The organism is Anoxynatronum sibiricum (assembly GCF_039414295.1).
In the GTDB taxonomy this organism is placed as follows: Bacteria; Bacillota; Clostridia; order Peptostreptococcales; family Tindalliaceae; genus Anoxynatronum; species Anoxynatronum sibiricum.
In genome coordinates, this window is the sequence record NZ_JBCITM010000023.1 from 23,384 (window position 1) to 37,155 (window position 13,772).

A 13,772-nucleotide genomic window follows, 5' to 3' on the forward strand; every position below is an offset into this window, starting at 1 on the left:
CTGGCTTTCGTCAAGAAAAAGCGTATAGCGAGGAAGATATAAGCGGACAGTCAACCCGCAGGCCAACAGTCCGCTATGTCGTTCGTTTACTTTCGGAATGACTTGCGTTACTTCTCCAGAAGCCACCCCAGAGACAGTCGCTGCAGGGTTGTCTCTTTTGGACGCCCCTGCTGATCCCATCCCATTTGCTCATAGTAGGTGCTGCGTGCTTTCTCGAAATCTTCCCGGCTCATCTGATGACCCTCTGAAGGGCCTTCAGGCAGTGGTTCAAAGATCCGGTCTGGCAATTGATCATCTGCTGCCGTGAAGCCAGCTTTTACATTAAACCAGCGCATCATGTTAATACGTCTTTCACCAATTTCCATGAGCTCTTGAATTGAAGTGTCCCATCCAATACCGGCGCTGCAGGCCTCCACAAGGTCAGCCGGCCCGTAGAGCTGCCAGGCTGGTCCCCAGGCAAACTGGCAAAGACACAGGGTGTCCATCATCGAATAAAAGCGCTGACCGGCAGTGGCAAACCGAACTTTATTATCGTCAAGTGAAAATTGATCATCGTAAAGAAGGTTAATCCCCAGCATTCCCAGCCACACCTGTTCTTTGGCATCCGGCGGCATGGTGAGGAATGGATCATGTTCACAGGACTGGTGATCTGCACCAAAGTTGTTCACTGCATACATGAGGCCCACAGCAGGTTTGTACTGAGGCATATGCGCTGGCAGTTCCTGCTTTTTCACACTGATGCTTAATGGAATAGCTTCAGGACCCAGTTTTTCTGCCATTCGGTAACTGCCTTCAGCCATCATATCCCCGAATCCCTGCCGCAGTGAAATTTTTTCGATTAATTCCTTGAAAACTGAACCATCGCCAAACTTGAGGATCATACCGTCGGTGTCTTCAGTGGTGAGCAGTCCCTTTTCAAAGCACTCCATGGCAAAGGCAATGGTAGCACCGCACGAGATGGTGTCCACACCATACATATTACAGTATTGATTGGCGATGGCAATATCTTCAAGACTGTCGTTACCACAGTATGACCCAAAGGTGGCACAGGTTTCATACTCCGGCCCGCCGTAGAAGGGATCAACCTTTCCCTCCACTTCAACCACTCGCTTGCACCGAATGGCACAGGCAAAGCAGGTATCTCTTTCTTTCAGGATGGTTTTTGCCATGGTAGTGCCAGTGATTTTCTTGGCTTTTTCGAAAAAATGGCCTGATTTGAAATTTCGGGTGGCCAAAAAACCGTCTCGGTTGGTGGCGTTGAGTTCTCCATCGGTACCAAATAATCCCAACGCTTCAATTCCTTCATTATCCTTGATGCGATCTCTTACATTTCCTGTGAGTTTGCGAAAGCTTTCCTGATCCGCCGCCTTTCGAGCTTTACCCTTTTTTACCACCACAGCCTTCAGTAACTTGGAGCCCATGACTGCCCCGGTTCCGTTTCTGCCGTTGGCCCGGTTGCTCATGTTCATGACGGAAGCGTATTTCACTAAATTTTCTCCAGCGGGACCAATCTGTGCGATTTCAATATTTTCATCCTGCAGTTCATCTTTGATCACTTTTTCTGCCTCACCTGTGACTTTACCCCAAGCGCCGACGGCATCCCGCAAACTGACATCATCACCGTCAATATAGAGATACACTGGCTTAGCTGCCTTTCCTTTAAATACTACTGCGTCATACCCGTTAATTTTTAAGTGAGCCGGAAAAAAGCCGCCAGACTGACTGTCGCCGATGGTACCCGTTAACGGACTTTTTGTGGTGATCACAAGGCGGCTTTGGCCGCTGATGGGCAGTCCCGTCAGTACCGACACTGAAAAAATCAGCATGTTTTCTGGGGCCAGGGGGTCGATATTGGGCTCCATCTCCTGTAAAGCCAGGTACAATCCCAGAGTTGAACCACCAGGATACAACCGGTAAATGTCTCCCGGCAGGGTGCGGGTGGTGATGGTGCCATCTGTCAGGTTCACATCCAAAATTTTTGCATCAGGAAATACACTCATGTTGACCTTCCCTCTCTTTCTCTTGGTTTTTGATGATTCAATAGCATTAAATTTTCACGTGTGTGTCTCTTAAAAAGCGTGTCACTTACATTATTCGACATAAATCTGAAAGTTCCTGCTATTCCTGTGAAATATCATCAAAAAATGTTGATTTTTTTCCAAAAGTATCTGTTTATGATTTTTCTCACCAGGTTCTCTCGTATGCTTTCATGTGGTAAAATGGGTTTGCAATAACATGACGTGTATTGAGTCTGCAATGAAATGAGGTGTTGATGGATGAAATCCTTTAAAGACTATTTACTGGGAGTCGGTGCCGTGGGCGGTGCACTGCTCTCTTCCATGTGCTGAGTGATTCCACTGATCATTGTGTCACTCGGGCTTAGTGGCATCGGTTTATCTTATGTGGCAATATTGGCGCCCTATCAGCGGATCTTTCAGGTATTCGCAATCGTTATGCTAATGTGGGCTCACTACCGTATGGAAAAACAGGTGATGAGCCGACGAAGGGTCATGTTTATCTGGGCTGCCACCGTCATGGTGATGATACTCACTGTTTCGCCGCTTTTAACCCGCTTGCTTTTTTAAATCGAGCAACGTCACCATTTCCCACAAGGCGCCTTCGTTATTGGAGCAGGTAATATGCATTGCCTGCTCTTTGGCTGTGGTGACAGCATTTTCTGTTGCAAAACCAAACCCTGCCATGGCAATCATGCTCACATCATTTTCGTGATCCCCAATGGCAGCCACATTTCCCATGTCCAGATTCAGATGACGGCACAGCCAAGCCAGAGCATTCCCTTTGGTGGTGTACCTGTCGAGTATTTCCAGATTGTCATGTCCTGAACGAGTCAGAAAAAGGTTGGGAATCTTTTCCAGCTGTTGTCTTTTGAGTTCCAGCGCTTCTCCATCTTGAGAGATCACAATCAGGTTGGCCAGCTGCCCGCCGTTCTGTGAAAAGGTGGCATAATTCACCTTCCGATGAAGGCCTGAGAGCAAAACCGTGTCAACAGCATGAAAAGCCGCCTGTTGCCGTGATTTCAGGCTTCTTCGTTCAAAGCTGAAGATGTTTTTCATCCGCTGCCAGCGGCTTTTGACATAAGTGTAGTGATCGTCTGAACCATGATAATAGAGATGCGGCGGTGTTTCAAGTGCCTGAACGACTTGTATCAGGGTCTCGTGACGCAGGTAGCTGGTATGCAGCACATTCCCTTTGGGATCTCGAATGACGGCGCCATTGTTGGTTACAAGCCAGCAAGGAATTGCCAGCTGGCCCAGATAGGGTTTCACCGTCTGATAAGGTCGCCCTGTACAGAGGACCACCTGGATGCCCCTATCATGAGCTTCCTGTAAAGCCAGGCAATTTTTTTCGGTCAGACGCTTATGGTCATCCAGCAAAGTGCCATCCATGTCTGTTGCCAGCAACTGTACCTTCATATTACTCCTCCTTCACGGGTGACATCCTGAAAAAGCTTATAAATTGATGAGTTTATTATACCAGATATGTGTTTATCTTGTTGCAAATCAGTGTATAATAAAGCTGAAGTGATTATTGCAACCACTGAATAATGCAACTACTGAACAGGAGGATGAAATATGTTATCAGAAAAACTTTTGAAAGAAATGAATGATCAGATCAAGCATGAAATGTTTTCTGCCAATTATTACTTGGCCATGTCTGCCTGGTGTCATGATCAGAACCTGCCGGGTTTTGCCCATTTCTTCAAGGTGCAGGCCCAGGAAGAAAACATGCATGCCATGAAGTTCTTTGATTTTATTGATGAGCTTGGCCAGCGAGTGGTGATTCAGGGGCTGGATGAACCCACCAACGAGTTTGAGTCAATTCAGGCTGTTTTTGAAGCCGCCTTTGAGCATGAGCAATTTGTCACCAAGCGTATTCACTTTCTCATGGAGATGGCCCTGGCTGATAAAGACTATCCTGCCGTATCTTTCCTGAACTGGTTTGTTGACGAGCAGGTTGAAGAAGAAGACACCATGCGCAGCATTATTGACAAAATCAAAATGGTGGGTGCCAAAGGACACATTCTTTATCTGTTGGATAAAGAAATGGGTGCCCGAACAGAATAAACTGCCTGATCTTTTCTTGTATATAATGTGTATTTTAAAGCCGATTTCCTCACTGGAAATCGGCTTTTTGGTCATGATAGGTTGCCACTATGGCTGCTTTTTGCTGATGACTAAGACGACGCAGCTGGTATTCTCTTTTAAGTGCTGCACTTTTATCAGGTACCGTTTCCGCATATGCAAGCCGAACAGGCAGGCGGCTGCGGGTGTACCGGGCACCCTTGCCGCTCTGATGTGTTTTCAGGCGCTTTTCCAGGTTTTTTGTCCAGCCGGTATAATAGCTTCCATCGGCACAATACAGCAGATAGACAGTTGGCATATCATCACTCCCTTTGCTGAGTTTCATTGACAGATCACAGGCATTTTCCATTTCCTCATGCAAAACAGCTTGACTGTTTCTGAAAATTTACATTATAATGCTATTATTCATTTTGAGGAGTGTTGCACATGACCATTAAAGTTGCCAAATTCGGCGGCAGTTCTCTGGCAGATGCCGGCCAATACCAAAAAGTTCGTTCCATAGTTGTATCAGATGACACCCGAAAGTTCATCGTCCCATCTGCACCGGGCAAGCGCCATCGGGAAGACATTAAAATTACCGATCTCTTATATTTATGCCATGCCCAAGTATCTCACCGGGTTCCTTTCGGCGAAATATTTCGTATTATAGCTGACAGATACCTGCAAATTGCCCGTGAACTGGCCATTGATTTCGACATGAAACAGGTGCTGGACGATACCCGGGAACAGATCAGCGCAGGCGCCAATCTTGATTATGTGGTCAGCCGGGGAGAATATTTGAACGGTCTTCTGTTGGCCCACTTTCTGAAATGTGATTTTTTAGATGCCGCAACTGTCATTTGCTTCAAGGCCGACCAGTCTGTGGATGCTGAAGCAACTGCATCAGCCATGGAAAAGGCTGTTGCCGGAAAATCCAGAGTGGTGATCCCCGGCTTTTACGGAGCATTGCCTGATGGTTCCATTAAAATTTTCCCAAGGGGCGGCTCTGATATTACCGGCGCAGTCGTGGCACGGGCTGTTGGCGCTTCCATCTACGAGAACTGGACCGACGTTTCCGGCTTTCTTGTCACCGACCCCGGTATTGTTCCAGAATCTCAGCCCATTCATACCATCACCTACCGGGAGCTGCGGGAGCTCTCCTATATGGGGGCTCAGGTACTCCATGAAGAAACCATTTTCCCGGTGCTTGAGGCCGGCATTCCCATCAATATCAAAAATACCAATGAGCCTGAAAATCCAGGCACCATGATTGTCAGCTACGCAGACCCAGTGACACCCCGGGGTACCATCACTGGCATCGCTGGTCGAAAAGATTTTACAGTTATCGCCATCGAGAAAAATCTGATGAAACGAGAAATGGGTTTTGTGCGGCGGCTGCTCACGATTTTGGAACAACTTCAGATACGTTTTGAGCATATGCCTTCGGGCATCGATACGTTGTCGCTGGTGATTCCCAGCAGTGAGTTGAATGGAAAGCTGGACCAGTTGCTGGAGGAAATTCATTTGCAATGTCAACCTGATCTACTGGAAGTGTACCCTCACATGGCCCTCATTGCCACTGTGGGTCATGGAATGGCCTATACTCCCGGTATTTCTTCAAGACTTTTTACAGCTCTTTACAACGCCGGTATCAATGTTCGTATGATTGATCAGGGCTCCAGCGAAATCAACATTATTGTAGGCGTTGAAAACAAAGACTTTGAAAAAACTGTTTCGGCGATCTATCGTGCTTTTTTCAGCACCTCCGCATAAAAGTGTCTCCCCCTCAAAATTAATTGATTGAACCCCCCGTGCTGCTGGGTATTTATGTGATAATCAGCACGTTATCCGCCATCAATCAGACAAAACGGAGGGATCGTATGAGCGCAAATCCTGAAAAAACAGCTTTCTTAAAAGATATTCGTAGTATTCGCACCTACAAAGACACACCCATTGATGATGAAATTCTGAAAGATCTGGTGGATGCTGCACGGATGGCTCCCACTGCCAGAAACATTCAGCCCTGGGAGTTTGTGGTGATCACTGATCGGGAAGTTCTGACGCAGCTTGCTGATATTCATGTCAATGGCCGTTTTCTGAAAGATGCACCGGCTGCCATTGTTGTTCTCTGTCGCCGGGAGACCGACTATTTCATTGAGGACGGATCTGCCGCCACACAGAACATCATCGTGGCCGCACGCCTTTATGACCTTAAAAGCTGCTGGATTGGCGGCTGCAAAGGCCCCTATTATGAAAATGATGATATCGCCATGTGCGAAGGTGTACCCTGCAAAATTCCTCCCATGTATGACGACCTTTGTTCCAAACTGAAAGAGATTGTGAAAGCACCTGTGGACATGGAGCTTATTTCCATTGTCTCTCTGGGCTATAGTGACGAACATTTCGTGGCGGAGAAACGGGAACTGGAAGAAGTGCTTCATTGGAATCAATTCAAACAGTAGTAATTCTTTCATCTATTGACCCTTTCAAAAACACCTGGCGGACGCCAGGTGTTTTAAGTTTGTTTTTTATCCAGTTCAGTGGTCATGATGCTCGCGGTCTGCTTGTTTTTTCAATCTTCTCTTCAACCCGTTAACCCATTCATTTTATAGAGTTTTCATTCAGGGCTTATTTCATTTTTTTAAGCATCCAATGAACACGTTTCATCAAAATTTGCTTGACATCTTTCCGGCAATCGTCCAGCTTCCAGCGATACATGGTTGATTCCATCTGCCCCAAAAGCATTTCTGCATAATCTGAAGGCTCCTGTTCTGAGTTGAAAAGACCTTGGTCAACGCCCTGCATCACCAGTTTTGTCATCAAGTGATGCCTTTGTTTCATAATCATCTCCATCAAAGCCAATGCCTCCGGGTCATAACGATAGACATCGAAAGAAAACAACACAGTGATCACCTGTGGGTAATTTTGATAATAGGTGATGTGAGATTCCATTAAATAGACAATCGCCTGATCAGGGGCATACGCATGCTGATAAATCGCGTTCTCCAGAGCCTTGTCAAAGGCGCTGAAACGCCCAAGAATAGTTAATACAATTTCTTGCTTGTTCTTAAACTGACGATACACCGCAGGTTCTGTAATGCCTTGCTGATTGGCGATTTCTTTCATCGTTAATCCATTGATGCCTCCCTGGTCAAGAATATCAATGGCGTTGATAATGATTTTTTCTTTGCGTGTTAAATAGGACTTCGGCATGTTTCATCCCGCTTTCATTTCGTTAGTAATAACTAACAACATTGTATGAAGTCTTTTCTCTTTTGTCAATCCCCTTCATTTCAAAAAAACGTTTCCACGAATACGTTTCCAGTTGAAAAGTACACTGACATACATAAAACTGCCGAAAATATAGTTCGCGGCAGTTTTTGCAGAAACGCTGTTGAGTTGACTCAGGCAGATTTGACTAATCTGATGCTTCATTTTCGAGGCGCTGCTTCATACGCACTAATTGATCTTCAGAGGTTTCTGTCAGAAAGGCAATCTCTTCCAGGTTTAGATGTGGGTTTTTTAATATGTCATACAGAATTTCATCCTGGCAGGCAGACATCGGCTTCACTCCTTAGACGCTCTCAACTCTGGTGGACTCCACATAGCTATATGATAGTAAAATATCGGATTTTCCACCCAATGTCCAGTGAACAAAGGATAAATAGGGCGTTATTCCCACATCACAAACCCTTTTTCCAGCCTCATTCGTGCTAACCATATAAATATCAGTAATTATCAGGCTTTAATATGAGGATTTCTAATCATGTGAACGTAGTTCAACACCATCATCATTTCTTTCTTACTAAACGTACAAATGGAACCAATGATATTTTGAACCTGGGGATCAAAAAGTATATCCCTCATTTCAGGTGTGATGGCGCCAATCATTTCTTCCACTTCTTCCTGCTCCAAAATCAGGTAACAAACTGATATACCCAGTGTTTCGCTGATCTTCTCTATGGTATCCAAAGATGCCTGCACTTTACCATTTTCGAGATGTGCCACCATGGCTGTGGAAATTCCGGCGGCCTCTGCCAATTGCTGCTGTGTCATAGTACGATCTTTTCGGGCAGCACGTAGTTTTTCGCCGACAATGCTCTGTTTGCGCTTGTTTCCCACAAAGAGACTAATGGGTACCTGGAACACTTCAGTGATGGATCTCAGCGCAGAAAAAGACGCAATTTTTTCTCCCCGTTCCACCTCGCTTAGATACGTTGCCGAAAGGTCTGTCAGGGCGGCCAACTGCTCCAGACTGAACCCCTGTTTTTTTCGCAGCGCGCGAATCTTGACCCCCGTATTGCCCACAGCCAGCTGTTTCCAACTTGGAATTTCATCATCGCTGATTTCAAGCGCCGTCACCATGCGGCTAAAGGTGCTGGGTGTCAGTTCCTTTTCACCTTTTTCCAGTTCCTGCCACTGTTTCAATGGAACACGAAGGTGATCGGCCATCTCACGCTGACTCATTTTTCTTTTATTTCTAATTTTTGCCAGTGCCGCTGAATTGATCATTGGATCCACCCTTTCAAGTGCATCTGTCATATGGGCAGATGATTTTACTATTTCATTATTCATTTTAGCATAAAAACAGGGATGCCTGTCAGGTCCACGAAACAAAATGGGTATAAAAATAATGAATATGGATTGCTTTTATTTTAACATTCGGTTATGATGTTATCATAGCACATAAAATTTATACTGTCAGCGTATTCATGTTTTTGATTGTTTTTTTTAGCCGCTTTCATGAAAACGTTCCCATTTCAATATGTATTATCAGCGTAGTTTTTGATCAGTCCATTGCCGGATGAAGATGCTTTGCTTCCCTTGCTTTCATCTGGAAATGCTGAAATATGTATAAACAAAAAAATCTCAAATGACAAAGGAGGATTTACCATGTTATTTAGCAACAAAAAACTCATTCTGTTTCTGGCATTAATGCTCTCGCTCATTCTTTTCACAGGATGCGGTTCTCCGGCACCTGCTCCGGCACCTGCAGAAGAGCCGGCTCCAGCTGAAGAGCCAGCTCCGGCAGAAGCCCCTGAGGAGGAGCCCGAAGTCACCCTTGACCCAGCAGAAGTAATTGCCGCTCACACAAGCAGTTATTTTGAGAGTATCCCTGATAACCTGAACATGATTCCCGTTGCAGATGTGCTTCAACTAATGGAAGATAACCCTGACGCCATTGTGCTGGTGGATATGCGTGCCGCTGAAGACTATGAAGCCGGCCATCTTCCAGGCGCTGTCCACATTCCTTTCTCTGAGTTTGCCAATCAAATGAATCGCCTGTCCACCACACGTCAGATTATTGTTTACTGCTATAGTGGACAAAATTCAGCGCAGGGCGTTGCTGCTTTAAAGCTTCTTGGGTACAACGCCATCTCCATGCAGGGTGGCATGAACTTCGGCTGGGCGCCACTGGAACTGGGTGAAGACACACTGGAAACCGAAGCCAGTGAGCTGGGCGATGCACGGGACATGAATCTGGACGAAGAGCAAGAAATTCTGTTCGATGCCATCAGCTCTTACTTTGCTGCCGGAAACAACCACATCATCCCGCCACAGGATCTCTTCGACTTAATTGACAGTACCCCAGATGCCATCACCGTACTGGATATCCGGGCAGAAGATGATTTTAACACAGGGCATATTGAGGGTGCTGTTAATGTACCTTTCCGAAACGTTGGTGAGCGTCTGAATGAAATCAGCAAAGTACGTCCCATCTATGTCACCTGTTACTCTGGTCAAACAGCTGGTCAGACCCATCTGCTGCTAAGGCTTAACGGCTACAACAGCTTTACACTTAACCGCGGCATGGCAGGCTGGACCAACGCTGAAATGCCCGTTGTGACCGAATAACCTGTAATACTCATAGAGGATGCCCTTCTGATATCACTAATGATCTGGAAGGGCTTCCTTTTCATACCTTGTGATATCATAAACCTGCTAAACCAGGTATGTTTTTATAAATACTCGTTCAACTTTTTAATTTTCCTTGTGTTGGTGCCATACATCCGGTAAAATAATGTCAACATACTGATGTGATTCAAAGCAAAATGATGTGCTGACATCGCAACGAATATCAACCATGGAGGTGATGTTATGGCAGATAAATCCCCTAAACTCTATGAAAGCAGATGGGTCAGTGCTTTCCTGATGACTGCTCTTTCTGTGGCGGTTCTGGTGGGAATACATACGCTTACCACTGACAGTGGACCCAAAGAACCCACCTCACCTGTTTCCATTGCACCCACAGATAGCAGCAGCTGCATCGCGTGCCATACAGATGCTGCGGTCATCGAAGCCATGGCGGTCATGGCAGAGGACGGCGGCCATGGCGGCGAAGGCGGCTGAGGTGTTGCCGGCCCTCAGTTGACGGCCACAGACATGTTTCTGGTATCCACAGATTTTACAACCTCCACCCACGGCGAACTGGGATGTATCACCTGCCACGGTGGTGATAATGTGATGGACAAGGATGCTGCTCATGCTGGCATGCAGCCTTATCCTTCCCGTGATCTGCAGGGAATCTGTTATCAGTGTCACGCCGGCGTGACCGATACCTTTGCCGATTCCATCCACTACAACCTACACGGCATGCAAAACGGTCTCATGGCATTCTCCCATGACAGCCTTCTTTCAGATTCGCCCCATCACGATGAAATTTTTGATAAGAACTGCATCGCCTGCCATGCAACTTGTGGCGACTGTCATGTGAGCCGACCCAAGGTTTTCACCGGCGGCCTCATCGATCAGCACAATTTCTTTGGAACCCCTCCCATGGATCAAACCTGCTTCGGATGTCACGGTGCCCGAAATGCCGGCGAGTTCATGGGGACAGTTGGTTTTCGGGGAGATGTTCACTTTGAAATGGGGATGACTTGCATGGACTGCCATCCCGTCAACAACTTCCATGGTACCGGAGAAGTGAATGACAGCATGTGGACGAAGGCTGAACTCCCCAGCTGTTATGACTGCCATGATGATCAGCGACCCGGGCAATCTGAACTACAGGTTCATAACATTCACGGTGATTCTCTGTCATGCCAGGTTTGCCATGCTCAGGCCAATAACAACTGCTTTGAATGTCACGTTGAATACAACGAAGACCAGACCGGACTGGGAAGCACCTCAACGGTTCGTCTGATGTTCCGTATTGGCAAAAATCCCATTCAGTCAGAAATGCGCCCCTATGAGTATGTGACCTTGCGTCATATCCCCACTTATGTGGATTCATTTGAAGTCGTGGGCCCTGACCTGCTTCCCAATTATGATGACATCAGCAACTGGAAATATTCCCCCACTCACAACATTCAGCGCATCACTTTCCAGAATGAATCGTGTGATGCATGCCACGGCAACGAAAAGATTTTCCTGCAGGAAGAAGATTTGCTGGAATCTGACAGCAAGGCAAATTGGAACCTGATTCCAGTCGTTCCTCAATAGATAATCATGTCGTCAATTCCGTTAAAACGTTTATGAATCACCTGAAAAAGGGAGAGCTATCTCCCTTTTTCATCGCATTAAAGATGCTTATGGACTGAAGGAGGCCTCCCATGACTTTCAATCGTATCAAACGCTGGTTGTTCAGCCTGCGATTTGGCATTTTTCTCTTTTTATTAATGGCCATCTATGTCACCTTCGGCACCTTATTGCCCCAAGACCTTTCACCTGGCCATTACCTGGATAGCTACCGTCTTGGAAGTCTCATTATTGCTCTGGGATTCCATCAGACCTACAGTTCCTGGATTTTTAGAGTGATTATGGTGATGTTCTTAGTCAATCTGACGGGATGTACCATGAAAATGATTCCGTCACAACAGCGACGCTATCGACAGGATTATTTCCCATCACCCAAACCGGATGCAGAGAACCTGTGGCGAGACGACATTACTTCTGATGAGTTGCTGGACCTGCTTCGTCGCAAGAAGTATCACATCTCCGAAATGCTGCATGAACCAGGAACTTACCATGCCACTCGCAACCGTTGGGGTGTTTTTGCCTCCACCATCACCCACGCAGGCATCATCACCATTATTCTGGGCAGTTTTATCGGTAACTATTTTGCTCAGGAAGGATTTTTCAACTTGATGCCTGGAGAAACTGCCACTTTTCATCAGGAAGGTTTTTCAGTTCAGCTTCAGGACTTTTATATGTCCTTCAGAGAAGACGGCTCAACCGAGCAATATTATAGCGATCTGTTAATACTGGAAAATGACGCTCCTGTCGGTTCAGAAACCATCTGGGTCAACCGTCCCCTGCGTCACCGGGGCATGATGCTCTATCAAAGCAGTTTTGGCTGGGCCAGTCGTCTGCAGATTAAAGAAATCGAAACCAATGAGGTGGTCTTCAATCAGTTCCTGCGCAATGACGAAACCACTTTTTTTCAACCCGCACATCTAACGGTACATCTTTTTGGATATTTCCCGGAGTTTCAGCTGGGTCATCAGGGAATGCCTGTCACCTTGTCCCAAGAAGAGCGCAATCCTCATTATGCCGTGATCCTCTATCATTTTGGTGAGTTTGTTGACTCTTTTATCATGAATCCCTCTCAGCGATTTACCTACCAGGGTTATGAAATTGGTTTTGCAGAAAGCGTCTTATACACCGGTATTATTTATCGAAAAGACTTTGGTTACTATGCAGTGCTGGCCGGCTGTTTGCTGCTGATGGCGGGTCTTCTGATGGCTTTTTATTTCTATCCTAAGTACATCCTTGTTCGCCAGGGAGAACTTTACGCCATTTCCCGACAAAATGCCTGGGGCTTTTCCATGTGGTTAAAGCGAATCCTCCAACAACTGAAAGAGAAAGAAGGAGACCGTTCATGAATTTAATCGCTGTTGAAGAAATGTTGTTTACCATCGCCTTTGTGTTGTACATTGCTGCTTCTCTCAGTTTTTTTGCTTTTCTGGCATCTTCCAAAGCCCGGGCCGGCCAAATGGGTGTTTATGCTGCTCTTGCAGGATTTTTTATTCATACACTGGCCATGGGTGCCCGCATTCTTGAATCTGGCCGTCTGCCTTTCAGCAACCAGTATGAGTTCGCCAACAGCTTTACCTGGGGCATTGTTCTCTGTTATTTGGCGATTCATTTCTACTATCGCTTTACCGCAGTGGGTGCCTTTGTCATGCCTTTGGCATTTCTGATGATGGGATATGCCTCTTTGCTGCCCCGTCATGTGCGTCCTCTGATGCCGGCATTGCAGAGCCGCTGGCTCACCGTCCACGTTGGTACCGCTGTGCTGTCTTATGGTGCTTTTGCTGTGGCCGCAGGTTTGTCTCTCATCTATCTCATTTCAGGACGCAAGGAAGGTGCTCATAAGAAGCGCCTGCTCCCTGATCTGGATGCCTGCGATTTTCTAAGCTACCGGATTATCGCTTTCGGGTATCTGATGCTTACACTGGTCATTGTCACTGGAGCCATCTGGGCCCGCAGTGCCTGGTCTCGTTACTGGGGGTGGGATCCTAAGGAAACCTGGTCCCTCATTACCTGGATCATCTATTCTGCCTATCTTCATCTGCGGTTTAACCGGGGGTGGAAAGGAAAACCAGCAGCCTGGTTTTCTGTCATTGGTTTCATTGCCGTTATTTTTACTTTTATTGGGGTGAATACGCTTTTACCTGGAATTCACAGCTACCGCTGAAGAAACATTTTACTGTCACCGAAACGAACCCCCCGGCTTCCAAATGGATG

At 46.5% G+C, this 13,772-nt stretch carries 15 protein-coding genes; 9 read left to right on the forward strand and 6 right to left on the reverse strand.

The genetic code is table 11. The features are described 5' to 3' along the window. Positions 1-107 precede the first annotated feature (107 nt). Positions 108-2,000: an aldehyde ferredoxin oxidoreductase family protein gene (locus AAIG11_RS15695; protein ID WP_343187180.1), complete on the reverse strand. Its 1,893-nt coding sequence runs from the start codon at positions 1,998-2,000 to the stop codon at positions 108-110. 348 nt (positions 2,001-2,348) lie between these two features. Here AAIG11_RS15695 and AAIG11_RS15700 point away from each other — a divergent pair, with 348 nt between their 5' ends. Further along, the gene (locus tag AAIG11_RS15700) at positions 2,349-2,585 is read left to right on the forward strand and encodes a putative mercuric transport protein (protein ID WP_343187181.1); all 237 of its coding nucleotides are present in this window, start codon (positions 2,349-2,351) and stop codon (positions 2,583-2,585) included. On the opposite strand, the gene AAIG11_RS15705 is transcribed toward AAIG11_RS15700, so the two are convergent. Continuing rightward, a complete protein-coding gene (locus AAIG11_RS15705) occupies positions 2,565-3,434 on the reverse strand; it encodes a Cof-type HAD-IIB family hydrolase (protein ID WP_343187182.1) in 870 nt (289 codons plus the stop codon). The genes AAIG11_RS15700 and AAIG11_RS15705 overlap by 21 nt on opposite strands. 159 nt (positions 3,435-3,593) lie before the next feature. On the opposite strand from AAIG11_RS15705, the gene AAIG11_RS15710 reads away from it, so the two are divergent. Continuing rightward, positions 3,594-4,085, forward strand: a complete 492-nt coding sequence (locus AAIG11_RS15710; RefSeq protein WP_343187183.1) for a ferritin — start codon at positions 3,594-3,596, stop codon at positions 4,083-4,085. Positions 4,086-4,134: 49 nt separating this feature from the next. Here AAIG11_RS15710 and AAIG11_RS15715 read toward each other — a convergent pair whose 3' ends face one another. Next, entirely contained in the window at positions 4,135-4,428 is a 294-nt protein-coding gene (locus AAIG11_RS15715) for a GIY-YIG nuclease family protein (protein ID WP_343187184.1), read from the reverse strand. A gap of 101 nt (positions 4,429-4,529) precedes the next feature. Between AAIG11_RS15715 and AAIG11_RS15720 the strand changes: the two genes are divergently transcribed. After that, positions 4,530-5,855, forward strand: coding sequence for an aspartate kinase (locus AAIG11_RS15720; protein ID WP_343187185.1), 1,326 nt, complete (start codon positions 4,530-4,532; stop codon positions 5,853-5,855). A gap of 107 nt (positions 5,856-5,962) precedes the next feature. Beyond that, positions 5,963-6,544: a nitroreductase family protein gene (locus tag AAIG11_RS15725; RefSeq protein WP_343187186.1), complete on the forward strand. Its 582-nt coding sequence runs from the start codon at positions 5,963-5,965 to the stop codon at positions 6,542-6,544. A gap of 166 nt (positions 6,545-6,710) precedes the next feature. Here AAIG11_RS15725 and AAIG11_RS15730 read toward each other — a convergent pair whose 3' ends face one another. The 3 genes from AAIG11_RS15730 to AAIG11_RS15740 form a co-directional block, all read right to left on the reverse strand. Next, positions 6,711-7,295 carry a TetR/AcrR family transcriptional regulator gene (locus tag AAIG11_RS15730; protein ID WP_343187187.1) on the reverse strand — a complete coding sequence of 195 codons (585 nt, stop codon included), beginning with the start codon at positions 7,293-7,295 and terminating at the stop codon, positions 6,711-6,713. Between the two features lie 205 nt (positions 7,296-7,500). After that, positions 7,501-7,644 carry a hypothetical protein gene (locus AAIG11_RS15735; RefSeq protein ID WP_343187188.1) on the reverse strand — a complete coding sequence of 48 codons (144 nt, stop codon included), beginning with the start codon at positions 7,642-7,644 and terminating at the stop codon, positions 7,501-7,503. A gap of 176 nt (positions 7,645-7,820) precedes the next feature. Continuing rightward, a complete protein-coding gene (locus AAIG11_RS15740) occupies positions 7,821-8,624 on the reverse strand; it encodes a helix-turn-helix transcriptional regulator (RefSeq protein ID WP_343187189.1) in 804 nt (267 codons plus the stop codon). 351 nt (positions 8,625-8,975) lie between these two features. On the opposite strand from AAIG11_RS15740, the gene AAIG11_RS15745 reads away from it, so the two are divergent. The 5 genes from AAIG11_RS15745 (at position 8,976) to ccsB (ending at position 13,722) form a co-directional block, all read left to right on the forward strand. Continuing rightward, a complete protein-coding gene (locus tag AAIG11_RS15745; protein WP_343187190.1) occupies positions 8,976-9,938 on the forward strand; it encodes a rhodanese-like domain-containing protein in 963 nt (320 codons plus the stop codon). A 243-nt stretch (positions 9,939-10,181) separates the two neighbouring features. Then, a complete protein-coding gene (locus AAIG11_RS15750; RefSeq protein ID WP_343187191.1) occupies positions 10,182-10,433 on the forward strand; it encodes a hypothetical protein in 252 nt (83 codons plus the stop codon). A gap of 33 nt (positions 10,434-10,466) precedes the next feature. Beyond that, positions 10,467-11,525, forward strand: coding sequence for a cytochrome c3 family protein (locus tag AAIG11_RS15755; RefSeq protein ID WP_343187192.1), 1,059 nt, complete (start codon positions 10,467-10,469; stop codon positions 11,523-11,525). A gap of 110 nt (positions 11,526-11,635) precedes the next feature. Beyond that, a complete protein-coding gene (locus tag AAIG11_RS15760; protein WP_343187193.1) occupies positions 11,636-12,907 on the forward strand; it encodes a cytochrome c biogenesis ResB family protein in 1,272 nt (423 codons plus the stop codon). Then, positions 12,904-13,722 carry a c-type cytochrome biogenesis protein CcsB gene (gene ccsB / locus AAIG11_RS15765; RefSeq protein ID WP_343187194.1) on the forward strand — a complete coding sequence of 273 codons (819 nt, stop codon included), beginning with the start codon at positions 12,904-12,906 and terminating at the stop codon, positions 13,720-13,722. Before AAIG11_RS15760 ends, ccsB begins: the two co-directional genes overlap by 4 nt. The last annotated feature ends 50 nt before the right edge of the window (positions 13,723-13,772 follow it).